Raw genomic sequence first — 18860 nt, 5'->3', positions numbered from 1 at the left:
GGCCATCGGCGGCGCAACAAAATGGTCCGACGTCCGTGATGGACCTTAGCGGGGGAAACGGGCAAATCTGGGCCATGTCCCGCTCCGAACGCCTGCTCGACCTGATCCAGATCCTGCGCCGCCACCGCCGGCCGGTGAGCGGGCGCACGCTCGCGGGCGAAATGGGCGTCTCGATCCGCACGCTCTACCGCGACATCGCAACGCTGCAGGGGCAGGGCGCGCCGATCGAGGGCGAGGCGGGGCTGGGCTATGTGCTGAAGCCTGGCTTCATGCTGCCGCCGCTGATGTTCACCGACGAGGAGATCGAGGCCGTCGTGCTCGGGTCGCGTTGGGTCGCCAAGCAGCCGGACAAGCGGCTTTCGGCCGCCGCGACCGATGCGCTGGCCAAAATCGCGGCCGTGCTGCCGGATGACCTGCGCGAGGATCTCGACGCCACCGCGCTGCTCGTCGGGCCAGGCGCCGAGGCCACCGAAGGCATCGACCTTGGCCTGGTGCGCCTGGCCATCCGCAACGAACGCAAGCTCGGGTTCCTCTATCGGGATGGCGCAGGCGCCCAGTCCAAGCGCATGGTCTGGCCCTTCGCGATCGGCTTCTTCGACAAGGTGCGGGTGATGGTCGCCTGGTGCGAGACGCGGCAGGATTTTCGCCATTTCCGCGCCGATCGCATGTCCGGCCTCAACGCCACCGATGTGCGCTATCCGCGCCGGCGCCAGTCGCTGCTCAAGGAGTGGCGGGCAACGCTCGACACGCCGCAAGCGGGTCGGGATGCGTCGAAAGGCACCGGCCGCTGATGGCTGCTGCCAGAATCTGACAGTGGTGGTGCGTAAGGTCCTCCAATCGCAGACACGTTGGAGAACAGCAATGAACACCCCCAATTTCGTCATCCTCTATGTCGACAGCCCGGAGCGGAGCGGCGCCTTCTACAGCGCGCTGCTCGGGCGGCAGCCGGTCGAGGCGTCGCCGACCTTCGTGCTGTTCGTGCTCGACGACGGCTTCAAGCTCGGCCTGTGGTCGCGCCACACGGTGGAGCCGGCAGCGGCGGCCGCCGCGGGCGGCGGAGCCGAGCTTGTCTTCGCGCAGGACACGCCGGCGGCGGTCGACGCCGTCCACCGGGACTGGGCGGGGCGCGGCCTGAACATCGTGCAGGCGCCGACCGACATGGATTTCGGCCGCACCTTCGTCGCGCTCGATCCCGACAATCACCGGCTACGCGTCTATTGGCTGAACGACGGGGACCAGGCGTGAGCGCGCACTGGATCGCCGTCGCCTCGGCCGCGCATGTCAGGCTCGGCCGCGCGGGCGGCTTCATGCAGGTCAATCATGGCAGACTGGCGCCGCTGCGCCGCATCAGGCCCGGCGATGGCATCGCCTACTATTCGCCGAACACGGTCCTCGGCGAAAAGGACGGCCTGCAGTCATTCACGGCAATCGGCACCGTGCGTGACGGCGGGCCCTATCAGGGCGATATGGGTGGCGGCTTCACGCCGTTCCGGCGCGATGTCGATTGGGCGCGGGCGGAGGAAGTGCCGATCAAGCCGCTGCTCGACAGGCTGAACTTCACGGCGGGCAAGGTGAAGTGGGGCTATCAGCTGCGCTTCGGCCTGTTCGAGATCGACGAGCACGATTTTCGGCTGATTGCCGAGGCGATGGGTGTCAAGGCCATCGAGGCTGCCTGAGGTCCGCAGCGGCTCCGGAATGGCCACTGGTGACAAGGCTGCTGACGCCAAGCTGTCAGCAGCCTCGTGCGAGAAGCGCATCGTCACCTGATCCGCAGCGCTCGCTCCAAGGAGAACAATATGGACTTCGTCTCGATCCGCATCATCACCGACCAGATCAAGCCTCTGGTGGCATTTTACGAGGCGATCACCGGCTTGACGGCAACCTGGTTCACTCCGGATTTCGCCGAACTGGCAACCGCCTCCTGCACGCTGGCGATCGGTAGCACGCGCACCCTGGCGCTGTTTGGAGCGGATGTGGCGGAGCCGGCCGCCAATCGTTCGGCAATCATCGAGTTTCGCGTTGCCGATGTCGACGCGGACTATCGCAGGCTGACGGAGACGATCGGCGACTTCGTGCAGACGCCGACGACGATGCCATGGGGAAACCGATCGCTGCTGCTGCGCGATCCCGACGGCAATCTGGTGAATTTCTTCACTCCGGTCAGCGCCGAAGCGATCAGGAAGTTCGATCGCAGGGCCGTGGCGCCGGCAGACGCTATCGCTTGAGCGCGTTGTAGACGGCTATGCCGGCGGCAAGGTCCTCGAGCGCGGCGCCGACCGACTTGAACAGGGTGATCTCGCCGTCGCTTTGCCGCCCGGCCTTCTCGCCGCGCGCCAGCTCATGCAGGTCGGCAATGATGGCATCCGGCTTCAGCACGCCGGCGGCGAGCGGCTGGACAATGTCGCCCGCTTCCTTGGTGGCGCCGGCGCGGGTGTCGACAAAGACGCGGGCGCGCCGGATGGCGTCGTCGTCGCTCTCGCGCATCGTCGGCGTGAAGCCGCCGACAAGGTCGACATGGGCGCCCGGCTTCAACAACGCGCCCCTGACCAGCGGCTGGGTGGTTATCGTCGCCGAGGAGACGATATCAGCCTCCGAAAGCTCGGCGTCGAGGTCTTCGGCGGCGCTGGCCGGCAGCCCCTCGGCGCGCAAGCCGGCGGCGACCTTTTCGGCATTGGCCGGGGTCCGGTTCCAGATGCGAATGGCAGTGATCGGCCGTACCGCCGAATGGGCCTTGGCAAGGAAGGTCGAAAGCGCCCCGGCGCCGACGATCAGCAGCCGCGAGGCGTCCTTGCGGGCGAGGTAGGAGGCGGCAAGCGCCGAGGCGCAAGCGGTGCGCCATTGCGTCAGCCGCTGGCCGTCGATCAGCGCTTCCGGCTCACCGGTCGTTCCGTCGAGCAGCAGGTAAAGACCCATCACGGCCGGCTTGCCGATGGCGTTGTTGTCGGGCGAGACGGTGACGATCTTGACGCCGATATGGCCACCCGCCGAGGTGCCGGCGGCGTTGAAGTCGGTCCAGGCCGGCATCAACAGCAGCGTCGAGGCCTCGCCGTCGGGACGTTCGACGGTGTGATGATGGCGGACCGGCTGCACGGCGCCGTCACGGAAAGCAGTGCGCAGCGTCTCGACCAGCCCGGGAAAGGTCAGCGCCTGGTCGACCTCGGCGGCCGAAATGGTCAGCATGAAAGACTCCGTGCAGTGAGGGCGCCCGCGAAACGGAAATTCTTGCGGCATCCCTGGCGCGCGCCCTGAAGGGACACGCGGCGTTGCAATGCTTCAGGCCGTCGGCTTCGGCAGGGCCGGGCCCTGCGGCGCCTGCGGAGCGCGGCTAACCGCCTGGCGCAGGTTCTCGGCCTCGACGCCGCGCTGGCGCGCCAGCTTGCGATAACGGCCCTGCTTGACCCAGGTCGCCATGCTGCCGACGATCATGCCGACGGCGAGAGCCAGGAACAGGAAGATGAAAAGCGGCAGCTTCAGCGTCAGCGCCGGATTGCCGGGATTGAACGGGTCGAGCGTGAAGGCGACCGGCTCGCGGTTGGCGACGGCCAGCGCGATCAGGATGATGGCCAGCGGCACGAAGACAACGACGAGCATGAAGCGGTTAAACATCTGATTTCCTGTCGAAAGCAGGCCTGTCGGAAGGCCGGCGCATGAATTACGCGCCTATTTGCCGCCGTTAAGCCTTTCGCGCAATTCCTTGCCGGTCTTGAAGAACGGCACCCACTTCTCCTCGACCTCGACGGATTCGCCGGTGCGCGGGTTGCGGCCGGTGCGGGCGGGCCGGTTTTTCACCGAAAAGGCGCCGAAACCGCGCAGCTCGACCCGATTGCCCTCGGCAAGGGCGTCGGTGATCTCGTCGAAGATCGCGCCGACGATGTTTTCGACGTCGCGCAGGAAAAGATGCGGATTGCGTGTGGCAATAATTTGCACAAGCTCGGATTTGATCATGAGAACGGCTCCCCTGAAAGCACTTCAGTCAAATTATGAGGATGATTTTATTTGCTTTTTCGCTCGTCCCAAACGGCTCGTCAAGGGTGCCAGACCGAAACGAGACCGTCAAGAAACAAGCGGTCCGCTCCAATTTCGTGAATGACGTCGCCGCCGGCGTCGGGAAGGCCGAGCGCGCCGGCGATGGTTTTCGCCATTGTCTTTGAGAACAGGAAGCCGCCGTGCCGTTCGGTGTCCTTCCACTCCACCACCTTGAGCTTGGCGTCGACGCCCTTGGTCGCCAGCCAGCCGATCGCCTCGGTCTCGCCGCCGACGGCGTCGATCAGATGGTTGGCGAGCGCCTGCCTGCCGGTGAAGATCGAGCCGTCGGCAAGCGCCAGCGCCTGCTCGTGGGTCATCTTGCGGCGGTCGGCGACGATGCCGACGAACCAGTCATAGCTGTCGAGGATGAGCTTGCGGACCATGGCGCGCTCGTCCTCATTGGTCGGCTTGAAGGGCGAGGGCGAGGCCTTCAGCGGCGAGGATTTCACCTCCTCGAGCTTGATGCCGAGCTTGTCCATCAGGCCGCTGACGTCCGGATACTGGATAAGCACGCCGATCGAGCCGACGATCGAGGATTTGCGCGCGACGATATGGTCGGCCGCGCTTGCAATCATGTAGCCGGCGGACGCGGCGAGCGTGCCGACTTCCGCCACGACGGGCTTGTCGCCGGCGAGCTTGCGCACTGCCTCGAAGATCGATTCACCGCCGACGGTGGTGCCGCCGGGCGAGTCGATCGACAGGATGACGCCCTTCACCCTCGGGGATTCGCGGATGGTCTCCAGCCGCTTGATGAGCTCCTCATCTTCGGTGATGGTGCCTTCGATCCGGACCTTGGCAATATGGTCGACGGCCGAGCCGCTGAAGTCGTCGCGATAGACCCAGGTCGACAGGGCGATCAACGCGATGGCCGCGACGACGAGCGCGGCAACACGCCAGAACGTCACTTTGCGGCGCAAACGGCGGCGGTCGATCAGATCATCGGCTCTCATTGCCATGGTCAGCCTCTCGGTCGGTGGGAAGAGTTGCTTTTAAAGCAAGCGTCCGCGCCCGGCTACCGTTTCCTGGCGGGGTTGCGTCAAAGCGTCCGCGCGGCGCGAGGCGGTGCTTCATGAAAAATTAACGCCGCTCGTCCGTATCTGCTATGAAGTGCGGAAATTGCGTCGACTTCACTTCCGTTTGTACAACGGCAGCCGTCACATTTTTGCGGTTTTCCTCCGCTTGTGCTTGCTTACGGGGGCCGACATCCCACCTATAGGCGGTGATTTGGCGGGGCAAGGGTTTATTAGAATTTAGTCATGCTAGCGCGATCGAACGAAACGACCAATGCCGAGACGGCTTTGGCGCCAGCGGCGCCAGCCGGCACGCGCGGTGATGCGTTCGACCGCGCGCAGCGGCATTCGCGCCGGGTGCGCGTGCTGAAATTCGCGGTGCCGCTGCTTGCAGCTGGCATCGCCATCGCCTTTCCGGTCTATTCCTATCTTGCCGCCCCGGTTTCGATCTCGGTGCAGGCCGAAGGCAGCGCCTTCGCCGACGGCAAGCTGGTGATGGCCAACCCCAAGCTCAACGGCTTCACCAAGCAGAAGCTGCCCTATTCGCTGACGGCGCTGCGCGCCATCCAGGACGTCGGCAAGCAAGGCATCATCGATCTTGAAGGGATCAACGCCAAATTGCCGTTGACATCGGACAATGTGGCGACCGTCAACGCCACGCGCGGCGTCTACAACCGCGACGGCAACACGATGAGCCTGACCAGCGACATTACGGTGACGACGACCGACGGCATCGAGGCCAAGCTCAAATCGGTCTTCCTCGACATGGGCAAAGGCACTATGAAGACGGATGATCCGGTCGATGTCAGCCGTGGCGGCTCGCGGATCACGGCGGATTCGATGGCGGTCCAGGACAATGGCAAGGTCCTGGTCTTCGAGAGCAAGGTGCGCGTCAACATCGATCCCGCCAGCTTGAAGGCGGCAGAGCAACAGGGCGGAGAATCGAATGCGTCGCAATAGTATGGCACGGCTTTTGAGCGCGGCTTCGGTGCTGCTGCTGCTCGGCGCGTCGCCGTCGCTTGCCCAGTCCGGCACGACCAGCCAGGTCTCGGGCCTCAAGCTTTCCGGCGATCAGCCGATCCAGATCGAGAGCGACAAGCTCGAGGTTCGCCAGGCCGACAGCGTCGCCGTGTTCAGCGGCAATGTCACCGTGACGCAAGGGCCGACCACGCTCAAGGCCGGCAAGATGACGGTCTACTATGTCAAGGATCCCAATGCCGCCAAGGGCGCCGCCGCCGGCGCGTCGGCGATGACCGGCTCGGCCAACATCGACCACCTTGTGGTCGACAACAAGGTCTACATCAAGTCGAACGACCAGATCGCCACCGGCGACAATGGCACGTTCGACATGAAGAGCCAGGTGCTCGTGCTTTCCGGCAAGGAAGTGGTGCTGTCGCAGGGCCCCAACGTGCTCAAGGGCTGCAAGCTCACCGTGCAGATGAAGAGCGGCCTCGCCCAGGTCGACGGCTGTGGCGGGCGCGTCATCATGTCGATGACGCCGCCGCCGAAGTCGGGAGCGCCGAAGCAATAATGGCCGGCGTATCGTCGCTGCTGGCTCGCCTTCCGGGGCGGGCCGCCGGCAAACCAGCGGCGCCGGCAACGGTTTCCGCCGATTCCGCCAAGTTCAAGGGCACCTTGATCGCCAAGGGCCTGACCAAGAGCTACAAGGGCCGCAAGGTCGTCAGCGGCGTGACGCTTGGCGTGCGCGCCGGCGAGGCGGTCGGGCTGCTCGGCCCCAACGGCGCCGGCAAGACGACCTGTTTCTATATGGTCACCGGGCTGGTGCCGGTGGACGAAGGCACGATCGAGATCGACGGCTTCGACGTCACTTCGATGCCGATGTACCGCCGCGCCCGGCTCGGCATCGGCTACCTGCCGCAGGAGGCCTCGATCTTCCGGGGCTTGAGCGTCGAACAGAACATCCGCGCCGTGCTCGAAGTGGTCGAGAAGAGCCGCAAGGCACGCGAGCGCAGCCTCGACGAGCTGCTCGAGGAATTCCACATCAGCCATCTGCGCAAGGCGCCCTCGCTGTCGCTGTCCGGTGGCGAGAGGCGGCGTCTCGAGATCGCACGCGCGCTCGCCACGCGCCCGGCCTATATGCTGCTCGACGAGCCTTTCGCCGGCATCGACCCGATCGCGGTGGCCGATATCCAGCAGCTGGTGCGGCACCTGACCGCGCGCGGCATCGGCGTGCTGATCACCGATCACAATGTGCGCGAGACGCTCGGCCTGATCGACCGCGCCTACATCATCCACGCCGGCCAGGTGCTGACGCATGGCCGCGCCGACGAGATCGTCGCCAATGCCGATGTGCGGCGGCTTTATCTCGGCGAGGGTTTTACCCTCTAAACAGGAAATCCAGCTCCCGACGCAATTTTTCGGCGATTTTTGGGATTCTTGTCCGATTTTTGCCTGAAATAACGCTCCGGTAAGCGCGTTTTGCTACCGTTTCCCTTGACAAGCAAAAGCCGGGCCAGTTTGTTTGTCCCGGTCGGAAAAACTCGTTCCGGCATGTCCTGTGCGTAGAGGCGTTTGAAAACCAACCATGGCGCTGGCGGCGAAATTACAGCTACGGCAGTCCCAGTCGCTGGTGATGACGCCGCAACTGATGCAGTCGATCCGGCTGCTGCAGCTCACCCATGTCGAGCTCGAGCGCTTCATTGATGACGAGATCGAGCGCAACCCGCTCTTGGAGCGCGCCGAGCCGCAGGACGACGCGGCGAGCGACCTGGCGCAGAAGAGCGATGCCGCGCCGGAAACCGCCGCCGACGGCGACTGGTTCGAAGCCGAGACCGAATGGAGCGCCGAAGCGATCTCGGACAAGCTCGATTCCTCGCTGGAGAATCTCTTTCCCGACGATCCCGGCACCAGCGAGCGGCTCGGTCCGGATCTCAGCGCGCAATGGAAATCGGCTTCCGGCAGCGGCATGGGCGCGTCCTCGCCCGAAGGTTTCGATGTCGGCGACATGGCCGCCAGCGCGATCACGCTGCGCGAACATGTCGGCGAGCAGATCGCGCTCGCCTTCGCCGACCCGGCGGCGCGGCTGATTGCCGGGGAGCTTGCCGATGGCCTCGATGAAGCCGGCTATCTGCGCGCCGACATGGCCGAGATCGCGGCTCGCCTCGGCGCCAGCGAAGCGGCGGTGGCCAAGGTGCTGGTGATCTGCCAGACGTTCGAACCCGCCGGCCTGTTTGCCCGCGACCTCGCCGAATGCCTGTCGCTGCAGCTTGCCGTGCGCGACCGGCTCGATCCGGCGATGCGGGCGCTGGTCGCCAACCTCGAGCTGCTGGCGCGGCGCGATTTCCAGACGCTGAAGCGGATCTGCGGGGTCGACGAGGAGGATCTGCTCGACATGCTGGCCGAGATCCGGGCCCTCGATCCGCGGCCCGGAATGGCGTTTTCGGGCGGCGCCAGCGACGCCATCGTCGCCGATGTCGAGGTGCGGGCCGCCAACGACGGCAGCTGGGCAGTCGAGCTCAATGCCGAGACGCTGCCGCGCGTCCTGGTCGACAATGTCTATTTCGCCAGGGTTTCGGGCCACGCGAAGGACCAGGCGGAGAAGGACTTCCTGGCCGAGTGCCTGCAGAGCGCCAACTGGCTGACGCGCAGCCTCGACCAGCGGGCCAAGACCATCCTCAAGGTCGCTTCGGAGATCGTTCGCCAGCAGGACGCCTTCCTGGTCCATGGCGTGCGCCACCTCAAGCCGCTCAATCTGCGTACGGTGGCCGATGCCATCGGCATGCACGAATCGACGGTGAGCCGGGTCACGGCCAACAAATACATGCTGACACCGCGCGGCGTGTTCGAACTGCGCTATTTCTTCACCGCTTCCATCGCCTCGGCGGGCGGCGGCGAGGCGCATTCCTCGGAAGCGGTGCGCGACCGCATCAAGCAATTGATCGATGAGGAAAAGCCTGTCGACGTGCTCTCCGACGACGCCATCGTCGACATGCTGCGGGAAAGCGGCGTCGACATCGCCCGTCGTACAGTCGCCAAATACCGGGAAGGCATGAATATTCCGTCCTCGGTGCAGCGGCGGCGTGAAAAGCGGGCTATCGCCAGCGCCGGGCGCTGACCGCACCGTCAAACGGCCGCGGCGCGGATTTCCACAGTTTTCGAGCTTCATTGACAAGCCGCAATGAAGTGTCTAGAAGCCCGCCCGCATGAGGCGGGCCTGAAACCCGCAAGCGGATGGGTCCGTCACAGCGAAGGCCTCGCGACGGCCAGAAGGCAACTTGTGATCAACCGGAAAGTTCGGATTTAAAATCGGCGCGAGCGCCGCCGCAAAGCTTGTGCGCGCGGACCACGAGTATAAACTCGGGACAGTTTGAAGCCTGAGTAGGGAAGGTCAGTTTTCAGATGAAACTGCGCATTTCGGGAAAACACATGGACATCGGCGATGCGTTCCGTACGCGCATCAACGACCGTGTCGGCGAGGCGATCGGGAAATATTTCGATCGCGGTTTTTCAGGGCATGTCACGGTCATCAAATCGGGGTCGCGCTTTTCGGCCGACTGCATGATCCGGCTCGATTCCGGCGCCTCATTGCAGGCGACGGGCGACGCACAGGACCCCACGCTTGCCTTCGAGGCGGCGGCTGATCGCCTCGAAACCCGCCTGCGGCGCTACAAGCGCCGCCTGAAATCGCACAATTCCGGCAACGGCAATGGCGAGCCAACCGACATCGCCTATACGGTGATGGCGCCTCTCGCCGACGACGACGAGGAGATTCCGGAGAATTTCGCTCCGGCGGTCGTCGCCGAATCGACCATGACGCTGCGCACCATGTCGGTGGCGTCCGCCGTCATCGAGCTCGACACCAAGGACAGCCCGGTCTTCGTGTTCCGCAACGCCGGAAACGAGCATCTCAACATCGTCTACCGCCGGCCGGATGGGAACATCGGCTGGATCGACCCGTCCACGACCAAAGTCGCACAGGGATAGCAGCCAGCCGCGCGAGGGGGCGAGGACTGGCTGCGGCGGGCGAACAAGGGATTTTTCAGGCATGGATCTTAGCGATCTGATCAACGTTCCGGCGATCATGCCGGCGTTGAAGGCGAACTCCAAGAAACAGCTGCTGCAATTGCTGTCTGAGAGGGCGGCGGCGATTTCGGGCATTCCGGAGCGGGAGGTGTTCGACACCATCCTGCAGCGCGAGCGGCTGGGTTCGACCGGAGTCGGCAACGGCATCGCCATTCCGCATGGCAAGCTCGCCGGGGTGAAGCGGATCGCCGGCGTCTTCGCCCGGCTGGAAACGCCGGTCGATTTCGAGGCGCTGGACGACCAGCCGGTCGACCTGGTGTTCCTGCTGCTTGCACCGGAGGGTGCTGGCGCCGACCATCTCAAGGCGTTGTCGCGCATCGCGCGCGTGCTGCGCGACGCCGACACCGTGGCCAAGATCAGGGGTACGCGCGATGCGGTGGCGATCCACGCGCTGTTGTCGGACACGCAGGCCTCGCACGCGGCCTGAAGCTCTTTTCGGGATTAAAACCTTCGGAGGGCCGCCAAAAGCGGCCCTTTCCATTTGGACCCTGACAGACCGCCGTCAGTGAATGGCGACGGTGGTCAGGTCGTTCTCCAGCGCGCCAGCCAGCGCCCGGTCGCGGGCGTCGGACAGCAGGATCGGCTGGCCATTGGCCGCAAACAGCGCCCACAGCTCCATGCCGGGGGCGATTTCGTCGAGGCCGGGGAAGCGGCCGCGCAAATCGTCGCTCGAGACTTTCCGGAGATAGGCGACCGAGCCTTCGCCGAGATGGGCGAATTCGCCGCTGGTCATGGTCGAGGTTTCGTCGGTTCTGGTCATTTCAAGCCTCCTTGGCGCGAGGACGCCGTCCAAGGCCGCCCCGCATGAGAGCCATTAGAGCGCCGTGCGTCCAGTTGGACGCACAAAGGACGCTCTAACTTCAAGTCTGCTGCATCGTGCTTTCGGAAAATCGATTCCAATTTTCCGGCCGATGCAGTGGTAAAAATCAGTCTTTCACCGATATGTTTATTTTCCGTACCAGCCGCTCGACCTCCGGCCGATCGAGATCGATCGACAACAGGCCGTTCTTCAGCTCCGCCGCGATCACCCGCATGCCGTCGGCCAGCACGAAACAGCGCTGGAACTGGCGCGCGGCAATGCCGCGGTGAAGGAATTCGCGCTCGGTATCGTCGGTCTGACGGCCGCGCACGATCAACTGGTTCTCCTCCGTCGTGACATCGAGGTCGCTTTCGGCGAAGCCGGCGACGGCGAGCGTGATGCGCAGCCTTTCGGCCATGCCGTCGGCGCCGCTGAGGCGCTCGATGTTGTAAGGAGGATAGCTGTCACCGGACTTCGCCAGACGCTCGAGCGTCTTTTCCATGGTGTCGAAGCCCAGGAGAAGCGGGCTCGAAAAGGGCGTCATTCGGCTCATGTTACAGTGTCCTCTGGAGAGCGACATAAACTGGAAAAACCCGGATGGCATTTTTCCCGATTGTCTTGATATGGTCCGCCGCGCGGACAAGTTCAAGCCATCACAAACCCCGCCCCAAAACCCCGCGCAAAAGACTCCCAGAAGGAATTGAAATGCCGCAGTCACGCAAGATCATCATCGACACGGATCCCGGCCAGGACGATGCCGTCGCCATTTTGCTGGCGCTCGGCAGCGCCGAGCTGGAGATCGTCGGCATCACCGCCGTTGCCGGCAACGTGCCGCTGAATCTGACCGAGAAGAACGCCCGCAAGATCTGCGAGCTGGCCGGCCGGCCCGATATCAAGGTCTATGCCGGCGCCATCCGGCCGCTGGCGCGCCAGCTCGTCACCGCCGAGGAAGTGCATGGCAAGACCGGCCTCAACGGCCCGCAACTGCCCGATCCGACGATGCCGCTGCAGGATCAGTACGCCGTCGATTTCATCGTCGAGACGCTGATGAGCGAAGACAGCGGCACGATCACGCTCTGCCCGCTCGGACCGCTCACCAACATCGCGCTGGCGCTGATCCGCGAGCCGCGGATCGCGCCGCGCATCAAGGAAATCGTGCTGATGGGCGGCGGTTTCTTCGAGGGCGGCAACGTCACCCCGACCGCCGAGTTCAACATCTATGTCGACCCGCACGCCGCCGACGTCGTCTTCAAATCCGGCGTTCCTATCGTGATGATGCCGCTCGACGTCACCCACAAGGCATTGACCACGGCCAAGCGCACGCAGGCTTTCCGCGACCTCGGCACCAGGGTGGGCATCGCCACGTCGGAGATGCTGGAGTTCTTCGAGCGTTTCGACGAGGAGAAGTACGGCACCGATGGCGGGCCGCTGCACGATCCGTGCGTGATCGCCTATCTCATCAAGCCCGAGCTGTTCAAGGGCCGCAATTGCAATGTCAGCGTCGAGACCTCTTCCGAGCTCACCATGGGCATGACGGTGATCGACTGGTGGGGCGTGACCAAGCGGGAAACGAACGCCATGGTGATGCGCGACATCGACCATGACGCGTTTTTCGCGCTGCTGGTCGAGAGGCTGGGGCGGCTCTGAAAGCTTCCTTCTCCCCGTTTAGGTGGAGAAGGTGCCGGCAGGCGGATGAGGGGCGGCGCGAATGTCGGTGTTTTGCCTGCAACCTGGCGCTGCCCCTAACCCGGTCGCTTCGCGACCAACCTCTCCGCGTAAGCGGGGCGAGGGAAGGTAGGCGCTACTTCGCCTTCGAGAACGCCAGCCAGAGGCCGCCGCCGACCAGGAAGCTGCCGCTGATGCGGGACATCAGCTTGATGCGGCTGGCCGACAGCAGCCGGCCGGCGCGGCCGGCGGCAAGCGCGTAGGTGGAATCCGACATCGCGGCGAAAACCATCGCGGTGAGACCCATCACCACGATCTGCAGCGTGTAGTTGCCCTGCGGCGCGATGAACTGCGGGAAGAAGGCACCGAAGAAGACCAGCGTCTTCGGATTGCTGATCGCCACCAGGAAACCCTGCAGGAAGAAGCCGCCGCGCGGCTTCCTGGCCGAGCCGTCAGGGTTCAGCGTGCCTTTCGAACGGAACATCTGCACGCCCATCCAGATCAGATAGGCGGCGCCGATCAGCCTGACCCATTCGAACCAGTGCCCCATGCCGGCGATCAGCGTGTTGAGGCCGATGCCGACGATGGCGATCATGATGGCGAGGCCGGCCTGGGTGCCGGCGACATTGGCAAGGCCGGCACGCGAGCCGTGGCGGATGCTGTTGGCGATGATCAGCGTGACGGTCGGGCCGGGCACCAGGATGATGACGATGCAGGCGACGACATAGGTGGCGTAGAGTTCCAGCGACATGGTCTTCCCTCAAGCAGGATGGCGCCGATCCGGCGGCGGCCGAACGCGATCAATGCACGGCGCCGAGGCCGGCGCAAGCGCCAGCCTGCCGCCACAGGCGGTCCTCAGCTTGCCCCTGCCTGCCAGGGCAAGGTCGCCTCGTAGGCCGCGCCGGCCTTGAGCACAGCGAGGTCACCGCGTGGCCTCCCGATCAGTTGCATGCCCATCGGCCGGCCCTTGCCGTCGAAGCCGACGGGTACGTTGAGCGCCGGACAGCCGCCGAGCGTGGCGAAGGCGGAGACCTGCATCCAGCGATGGTAGCTGTCCATGGCGCGCCCGGCCACTTCGCGCGGCCAGCGGGTGGCGACCTCGAAGGGAAAGACCTGCGCGGTGGGCAGCGCGACGAGGTCGAAGCGATCGAAGATCGACAGCAGCGTCCGGTGCCAGGACGAGCGCCGTACCGTGGCGGCATGGATCTCGGGCGCGGTGAGGCGCATCGCCTGCTCCACTTCCCAAACGGCCTCCGGCTTCAGCAGTTTGCGCCTGGCCGGATCGTCGTAGTGGACCTTGAGCGCGCAGCCGCTGCTCGCCTGGCGCAGCGTGACGAAGGCCTGCCACAGCGCCTCGAAATCGACATGCGGAACCAGCGCTTCGCTGTGGAACGACGCGTCGGCGAAGCGGACGAGCGCGGCCTGGCAAAGGTCGAGGATGCCAGGCTCCATCGGCAAATGGCCGCCGAGATCGCCGAGCCAGGCGATGCGGCCGCCGGTCGCCTTCGTCGACAATCCGTCGAGGAAGGAACCCTGCTTGTCGTACGACAGTGGGGCGCGCGGATGATGGCCGGCCTGTTCGTCAAGCAGCAGGGCGATGTCGCGGACGCTGCGGCCCATTGGCCCTTCGACGCCCATCTGGGCATGGAAGACATCGATGTCCGGCCCGGCCGGGACCAGTCCCTGCGAGGGGCGGAAGCCGTAGACGTTGTTGTAGGCGGCAGGGTTGCGCAACGAGCCGCCGAAGTCGCTGCCGTCGGCGACCGGCAGCATGTCGAGCGCCAGCGCCACCGCAGCGCCGCCGCTCGAGCCGCCGGCGGTGAGAAGCGGATCGAAGGCGTTGAGCGTCGGGCCGAACACGCTGTTGTAGGTGTTGGAGCCAAGTCCGAATTCGGGAACGTTGGTCTTGCCGATGATGATGGCGCCCGCCTTGCGGACGCGCTCGACGAAGAAGTCGTCCTCGCCGGGGACAAAGTCGGCGAAGATCGGCGAGCCGAAAGTGGTCCTCAGGCCCTTGGTCAGCGCCAGGTCCTTGATCGCAATGGGCAGACCGAACAGCGATCCCGCCTTGCCGCCGCGCGCCAGATGGGCGTCGGCCCTGTCGGCTTCGGCGAGGATATCGGCGCGGTCGCGTAGCGACACGATGGCATTGACCAGCGGGTTCACCGCCTCGATGCGGTCGAGGAAGGCGGTGACCACCTCGCGCACCGACAGGCGGCGCTCACGGACTGCGCCGGCCAGCTCCACGGCGGACAGCCGGCAGATATCACCCGCGGGCGGGACGGCATGTCTGGTCGCCGGACGCATGGCCGTCACCCGGCGGCCGACAAGGCGGCGTCGACGTCCTTCGCCAGCGGTATCGCCGGCTGGGCGCCGGGCTTCAGGCAAGCGAGCGAGCCGGCGGCGGCGGCGCGGACGAGCGCCTGTTCGAGTGGCAGGCCCGACGACAGGCCGGCACCGAAATAGCCGCAAAACGTGTCGCCGGCGCCGACCGTATCGACCGGAGTGATCTTCAACGCCGGCACGGTCAGGAAGGTGTCGGGCGTCGCGGCGAGCACGCCGTCGCCACCGAGGGTGACGACAATGGCGCGTCCGGTCTTGCCGGCATAGTCGCGCATCCGCGCCGGGCGGTCGCGGCCGCTGAGCGACAGCACCTCGCCGTAGAGATCGAATTCGGTCTCGTTGGCGACGGCATAGTCGGCCTTGCCCAGAAGCTCGGACGCCTCGGGGCGGAACGGCGCGGTGTTGAGCACGCTGATGGCGCCGGCCGCCCGCGCCGCCTCCAGCGCGGCGTCAACGGTCTGCAAGGGGATCTCGTGCTGCAGCAGCACGACGTCGCCCTTCTTGAGCTGTGCCTTGGCGATATCGCCTGGCAGCACCGAATCATTGGCGCCCGGGACCACGGCGATGACGTTTTCGCCGTCGGCGCCGACCAGGATCAGCGCCGTGCCGGTCGAGGCGAAGCTCTCGCCTATGCCGGAGAGATCGACCTTGCCAGTGAGCAAAGCCAGCGCCTCGGCGGCGAAGCCATCCTTGCCGACGGCGCCGACCATGCTCACCTTGGCGCCGGCGCGCGCGGCGGCCAGCGCCTGGTTGGCACCCTTGCCGCCGGGCGCGGTGGCGAAAGCGGAACCGCGCACCGTCTCGCCAGGCGCTGGCAAGCGGTCGACATTGGCGATGAGGTCGAGGTTGATCGAGCCGACTACGATAATCAAGAAGTGCCTCCTGCTTAATGGGCGGGAAGCTAGCCCGTAAGAGTGCCGGTTGCCAGCCCATTGAGCAGTTCCGCGCGAGCCGCCACGCTTTCATTCGCAGCGCACGGTGACAGTGCCCTGGTAGCTGCCGGCGGGAAAGATGCCCGGCGATTTGGTGGCGGTGAGGTCGACCTGCATGGTGTGGGTGCCGTTGATCACACGCTGCGGCGAACTGCCGGGAATATCCGTGCCCGAGCCGTCGAGACGGAAGACGGTGGCGAAAGTGACGTTGGTGTCGCCTCCGCTTGGAGCGGAGGTGAAGGCGATCGGCGCCGGCGCCGAAACAGAAAAGCAGTCGATCAGGTTGAGGATCGTGCACAGCAGCGAGCTTGCGGTGATGGTGGCGCCGGCGCTCGACCCGCCCGCCTGCTTGGAGCCGAAGATGTTGATGGCGGGATTCGGCTTCATCGTTCCGGAGGCGCCGATCACGATCGTGCAGGTGCCAACGACCGCCGCCTGGGTCGGAAGGCAGAGGCCGGCAAGTGCTGCCATCGCCAGCAGGGCGCGGCTATTTCTTCTTCTTTTTCCTGCCATCGCCGTTTGTCCCTCTGATGCTCCAGCCTTCGTTGGCCCATCCGGCCGATGCGGCCGCGGGAGCGCGAGCGGCCGTCGGAGGGGCGACAGGCACGCTTGCCGTCGTCTGGCCGTCGGTGCCGAGGCCCATCTTGAGCAGCTTCAGTTCCAGTTGCAGGCGCTCGACCTCGAGCTCGTACAGGCGGCTGCAATCGACGCGCTTCGGCGTCCGCCCGATCGGCACCACCACGCGGCCATAGGTGGCGAGGTCGCTGTTCGACTGGCTGCTGTTGTTGCCTCTGATGACGCCGACATCGAGATAGGCGCCGCTGCCGGAAACCGAAGAGCGGCAGGTGGTGCCGTCGGAAGCGTGAACCTCGTCCTGGCCCTGGGGCAGGGTGACGCCGGGCAGGGTGAAGCCCGTCTGGTTCTGGTTCAGGTTCAGTATGTCCTCGGCAAACCCCTGACTCACGACCGCCAAGGCGGGCAGCAAGGCAAGGGTCAGGACCTGCGATGTCCGAAGAACTTTCCGCATATCTGTGCCCTTATCTGCGTCTGCTCGCTTGGAAAGGGGATACTCTCGGTACAGATACGCACTTTACGCTCGGTCGCGCCGTCGAACGGCACGACCACCAGGACCGGACGCGATGCCTGGCCGGCCAAAAGGAAGGCGCTCGGTGTGATCCTGGCGGCGACCGGCTGGAAATCCTGGTCGTAGACATGAACCTCGACGCGAATGCGCTGGTCGTACGGGTTGCCCGGGAAGACCCGGACGGCGAAGGCATCGGTGAACGACCTCACCTCGCCGCGCATCGGCGTCATCGACTGGCCCGTCGCGGCGATGGGAGACAGCACGGCGGCCAACGCCGCCGCCAGAGTTCCAATCTTTCTCAAAGATCGCTCCTTTCGCGAGAGGCTATTCGCAGCGCAATGTCACGGTCGCCTGGTAGTTGCCGGCGGAGAAGCGGTTTGAGCCGCCCTTGGTGCCTGCAAGGTTGACGGCGACCGTCGATGTGCCGGGTACCGTCAGCGCGGTCGCCGTTCCGGTTTCGGCAATCGTCTGCGCGCCGGAGGTGGCGAAGGTCGGGGTCCATGTGGTGGCCGTGACATCCGAGGCCGGCACGGTGGTGGTCGTAACCGGGTCGACGCTGAGCGTGACGCCGCCCGTGGTGTCGACCTGGGCGCTGCCGGCCGAACCGCCGGCATTGTGGGAGCTCAGCGACTGAAGGTTGGTGCTGACGGTCATCGTGCCGTTGGAATTGATTGTGATCGTGCAGGTCGCGGTGATCGTGCCGTTGAACAACACGTTTCCGGTGGCGGCCGATGCGGTCTGGTCGATACAGGCGACCAGCAGTGCCGCACCGATGACGGCGCGAAAGAACTTCATCGAGACCCTCCTATCAAGCCGGCTGGTCCGACTTAATGCAAAGGTATCTTCGCTTTGTCGTGGTTAATTTAGGGTAAACTCAAGTGGCGTGACTTGCCTGCAAAGAGAAAAACCGGCGAAACCACAGGTTGTCGCCGGTTGCATCGCTTATTGTTGCAGGCCAATAAGTGTAAGAATACTTGCTTATACTTCGATCTGCGGTTTTGTGCAACAATCACCGAAAAAATCGATGTTTCAAGGCCCGACCTGTCCCGCCTCCCAGCCGAGGATGGCGCGCTTGCGCGTCAGGCCCCAGTGATAGCCGGTCAACGCCCCGGATTTGCCGAGCGCGCGATGGCAGGGCACGACGAAGGACATCGGATTGGCGCCGACGGCCGCGCCAACCGCGCGGCTCGCGCTCGGCGCGCCGATGCTGGCGGCGATCGAGGAGTAGGTGCAGGCCTTGCCCATCGGAATGCGCAGCAGGGCTTCCCAGACGCGCAGCTGGAAGTCGGTGCCGATCATCACCACGCGCAGCGGCTGGTCGGCGCGCCACAGCCTCGGATCGAAGATGCGCGCGGCATAGGGCGCGGTGGCGCTCATGTCCTCGACATACGTCGCGTTCGGCCAGCGCCCCGACATGTCGGCGAAGGCTGCGCGCTCGCCGCCGGCATCGTTGAAGGCAAGGCCGGCAAGGCCGCGGTCGGTGACCATGATCAGCGCGATGCCGAAGGGCGAGATGTGATAGCCGTAGCGGATGGTGAGGCCGGCGCCGCGCGTCTTGTAGTCGCCCGGCGACATCGCCTCATGGGTAACGAAGAGGTCGTGCAGCCGGCCGGGGCCGGACATGCCGAGCTCGAACGAGGTCTCGAGAAGCGGCATGCCGGAATCGAGCAGCCGGCGCGCGTGGTCGAGCGTGACCGCCTGCAGGAAGGCCTTGGGCGACAGGCCGGCCCAGCGGGTGAACAGCTTCTGCAACCCGGTCGGCGTCTCGCCGACCTCCTCGGCCAGAACCTCGAGCGAGGGCTGGTCGCGATAGTCGAGGCTGATCTTCTCGATGGCGCGGCGCACGACCTCGTAATCACTGCCTTCGGGGGTGATGTCGTTCTGAAGGATCGCGGTCGGTTTCATCTGCGCATTCATGGTCATCTGGGCGTTCATGGCAATATCTCCTTGAGCGCGAA

Annotated in this window: 25 protein-coding genes; 11 read left to right on the top strand and 14 right to left on the bottom strand. The window is 65.2% G+C overall.

The annotated features are described in order from the left end of the window. The first annotated feature begins 74 nt into the window (after positions 1 to 74). The 4 genes from PU724_RS03670 to PU724_RS03655 all read left to right on the top strand — a co-directional run bounded on the left by PU724_RS03670 (position 75) and on the right by PU724_RS03655 (position 2225). Positions 75 to 791, top strand: a complete 717-nt coding sequence (locus tag PU724_RS03670) for a helix-turn-helix transcriptional regulator (protein WP_292171923.1) — start codon at positions 75 to 77, stop codon at positions 789 to 791. Between the two features lie 70 nt (positions 792 to 861). Further along, positions 862 to 1245, top strand: a complete 384-nt coding sequence (locus PU724_RS03665; protein ID WP_292171926.1) for a VOC family protein — start codon at positions 862 to 864, stop codon at positions 1243 to 1245. After that, a complete protein-coding gene (locus tag PU724_RS03660) occupies positions 1242 to 1676 on the top strand; it encodes an EVE domain-containing protein (protein WP_292171928.1) in 435 nt (144 codons plus the stop codon). The genes PU724_RS03665 and PU724_RS03660 overlap by 4 nt, the downstream gene beginning before the upstream one ends. 120 nt (positions 1677 to 1796) lie before the next feature. Continuing rightward, the gene (locus tag PU724_RS03655) at positions 1797 to 2225 is read left to right on the top strand and encodes a VOC family protein (RefSeq protein ID WP_292171931.1); all 429 of its coding nucleotides are present in this window, start codon (positions 1797 to 1799) and stop codon (positions 2223 to 2225) included. Here the strand turns inward: PU724_RS03655 and lhpI are convergent. From lhpI to sppA, 4 genes are all read right to left on the bottom strand, one after another. After that, entirely contained in the window at positions 2215 to 3180 is a 966-nt protein-coding gene (lhpI, locus tag PU724_RS03650) for a bifunctional Delta(1)-pyrroline-2-carboxylate/Delta(1)-piperideine-2-carboxylate reductase (protein WP_354419732.1), read from the bottom strand. The two genes, PU724_RS03655 and lhpI, sit on opposite strands and share 11 nt — an antisense overlap. A gap of 93 nt (positions 3181 to 3273) precedes the next feature. Then, on the bottom strand, positions 3274 to 3606 hold the full coding sequence (locus tag PU724_RS03645) for a DUF1049 domain-containing protein (protein WP_127282409.1): 333 nt from the start codon (positions 3604 to 3606) through the stop codon (positions 3274 to 3276). Positions 3607 to 3660: 54 nt separating this feature from the next. After that, positions 3661 to 3945 (bottom strand): integration host factor subunit beta, encoded by a 285-nt coding sequence (locus PU724_RS03640; RefSeq protein WP_006200394.1) that lies wholly within the window; start codon positions 3943 to 3945, stop codon positions 3661 to 3663. Between the two features lie 80 nt (positions 3946 to 4025). Beyond that, positions 4026 to 4982, bottom strand: a complete 957-nt coding sequence (sppA, locus tag PU724_RS03635; RefSeq protein WP_127282410.1) for a signal peptide peptidase SppA — start codon at positions 4980 to 4982, stop codon at positions 4026 to 4028. Between the two features lie 300 nt (positions 4983 to 5282). Here sppA and lptC point away from each other — a divergent pair, with 300 nt between their 5' ends. From lptC to ptsN, 6 genes are all read left to right on the top strand, one after another. Further along, positions 5283 to 5996, top strand: a complete 714-nt coding sequence (lptC, locus tag PU724_RS03630; protein ID WP_127282411.1) for an LPS export ABC transporter periplasmic protein LptC — start codon at positions 5283 to 5285, stop codon at positions 5994 to 5996. Next, on the top strand, positions 5983 to 6567 hold the full coding sequence (locus tag PU724_RS03625; protein WP_127282412.1) for an LptA/OstA family protein: 585 nt from the start codon (positions 5983 to 5985) through the stop codon (positions 6565 to 6567). Before lptC ends, PU724_RS03625 begins: the two co-directional genes overlap by 14 nt. Further along, a complete protein-coding gene (gene lptB / locus PU724_RS03620; RefSeq protein ID WP_127309347.1) occupies positions 6567 to 7385 on the top strand; it encodes an LPS export ABC transporter ATP-binding protein in 819 nt (272 codons plus the stop codon). Before PU724_RS03625 ends, lptB begins: the two co-directional genes overlap by 1 nt. A 196-nt stretch (positions 7386 to 7581) precedes the next feature. After that, entirely contained in the window at positions 7582 to 9111 is a 1530-nt protein-coding gene (gene rpoN, locus PU724_RS03615) for an RNA polymerase factor sigma-54 (protein WP_135860064.1), read from the top strand. Positions 9112 to 9395: 284 nt separating this feature from the next. Further along, positions 9396 to 9980 (top strand): ribosome hibernation-promoting factor, HPF/YfiA family, encoded by a 585-nt coding sequence (gene hpf / locus PU724_RS03610; RefSeq protein ID WP_127286970.1) that lies wholly within the window; start codon positions 9396 to 9398, stop codon positions 9978 to 9980. Positions 9981 to 10041: 61 nt separating this feature from the next. Next, positions 10042 to 10506 (top strand): PTS IIA-like nitrogen regulatory protein PtsN, encoded by a 465-nt coding sequence (ptsN, locus tag PU724_RS03605; protein ID WP_006200387.1) that lies wholly within the window; start codon positions 10042 to 10044, stop codon positions 10504 to 10506. 75 nt (positions 10507 to 10581) lie between these two features. On the opposite strand, the gene PU724_RS03600 is transcribed toward ptsN, so the two are convergent. Both PU724_RS03600 and PU724_RS03595 read right to left on the bottom strand, forming a co-directional pair. Continuing rightward, positions 10582 to 10839 (bottom strand): BQ00720 family protein, encoded by a 258-nt coding sequence (locus PU724_RS03600; protein WP_127286971.1) that lies wholly within the window; start codon positions 10837 to 10839, stop codon positions 10582 to 10584. Between the two features lie 166 nt (positions 10840 to 11005). Continuing rightward, positions 11006 to 11431 carry an Hsp20 family protein gene (locus tag PU724_RS03595; protein WP_126058304.1) on the bottom strand — a complete coding sequence of 142 codons (426 nt, stop codon included), beginning with the start codon at positions 11429 to 11431 and terminating at the stop codon, positions 11006 to 11008. A 152-nt stretch (positions 11432 to 11583) separates the two neighbouring features. Here PU724_RS03595 and PU724_RS03590 point away from each other — a divergent pair, with 152 nt between their 5' ends. Continuing rightward, a complete protein-coding gene (locus PU724_RS03590; protein ID WP_127392277.1) occupies positions 11584 to 12525 on the top strand; it encodes a nucleoside hydrolase in 942 nt (313 codons plus the stop codon). Between the two features lie 154 nt (positions 12526 to 12679). On the opposite strand, the gene PU724_RS03585 is transcribed toward PU724_RS03590, so the two are convergent. The 8 genes from PU724_RS03585 to PU724_RS03550 all read right to left on the bottom strand — a co-directional run bounded on the left by PU724_RS03585 (position 12680) and on the right by PU724_RS03550 (position 18819). Continuing rightward, a complete protein-coding gene (locus PU724_RS03585; RefSeq protein ID WP_354419723.1) occupies positions 12680 to 13294 on the bottom strand; it encodes a LysE family translocator in 615 nt (204 codons plus the stop codon). A 104-nt stretch (positions 13295 to 13398) separates the two neighbouring features. Further along, a complete protein-coding gene (locus PU724_RS03580) occupies positions 13399 to 14850 on the bottom strand; it encodes an amidase (protein WP_354419721.1) in 1452 nt (483 codons plus the stop codon). A 5-nt stretch (positions 14851 to 14855) separates the two neighbouring features. Then, the gene (locus PU724_RS03575) at positions 14856 to 15758 is read right to left on the bottom strand and encodes a ribokinase (protein WP_354419719.1); all 903 of its coding nucleotides are present in this window, start codon (positions 15756 to 15758) and stop codon (positions 14856 to 14858) included. Positions 15759 to 15848: 90 nt separating this feature from the next. Further along, positions 15849 to 16289 (bottom strand): hypothetical protein, encoded by a 441-nt coding sequence (locus PU724_RS03570; RefSeq protein WP_426213029.1) that lies wholly within the window; start codon positions 16287 to 16289, stop codon positions 15849 to 15851. Between the two features lie 16 nt (positions 16290 to 16305). Next, positions 16306 to 16845, bottom strand: coding sequence for a hypothetical protein (locus tag PU724_RS03565; RefSeq protein WP_320255864.1), 540 nt, complete (start codon positions 16843 to 16845; stop codon positions 16306 to 16308). Beyond that, a complete protein-coding gene (locus PU724_RS03560; RefSeq protein WP_127286383.1) occupies positions 16812 to 17204 on the bottom strand; it encodes a hypothetical protein in 393 nt (130 codons plus the stop codon). Before PU724_RS03560 ends, PU724_RS03565 begins: the two co-directional genes overlap by 34 nt. Before the next feature lie 22 nt (positions 17205 to 17226). Beyond that, a complete protein-coding gene (locus tag PU724_RS03555) occupies positions 17227 to 17697 on the bottom strand; it encodes a hypothetical protein (protein ID WP_127286382.1) in 471 nt (156 codons plus the stop codon). Positions 17698 to 17931: 234 nt separating this feature from the next. Further along, a complete protein-coding gene (locus PU724_RS03550; RefSeq protein WP_354420154.1) occupies positions 17932 to 18819 on the bottom strand; it encodes a methylated-DNA--[protein]-cysteine S-methyltransferase in 888 nt (295 codons plus the stop codon). Positions 18820 to 18860 lie beyond the last annotated feature (41 nt).

The organism is Mesorhizobium abyssinicae, assembly GCF_049887195.1.
Classification (GTDB): Bacteria; Pseudomonadota; Alphaproteobacteria; order Rhizobiales; family Rhizobiaceae; genus Mesorhizobium; species Mesorhizobium abyssinicae.
Note: the sequence above shows the minus strand (reverse complement) of the source record. Positions and strands in the feature narration are given on the sequence as shown.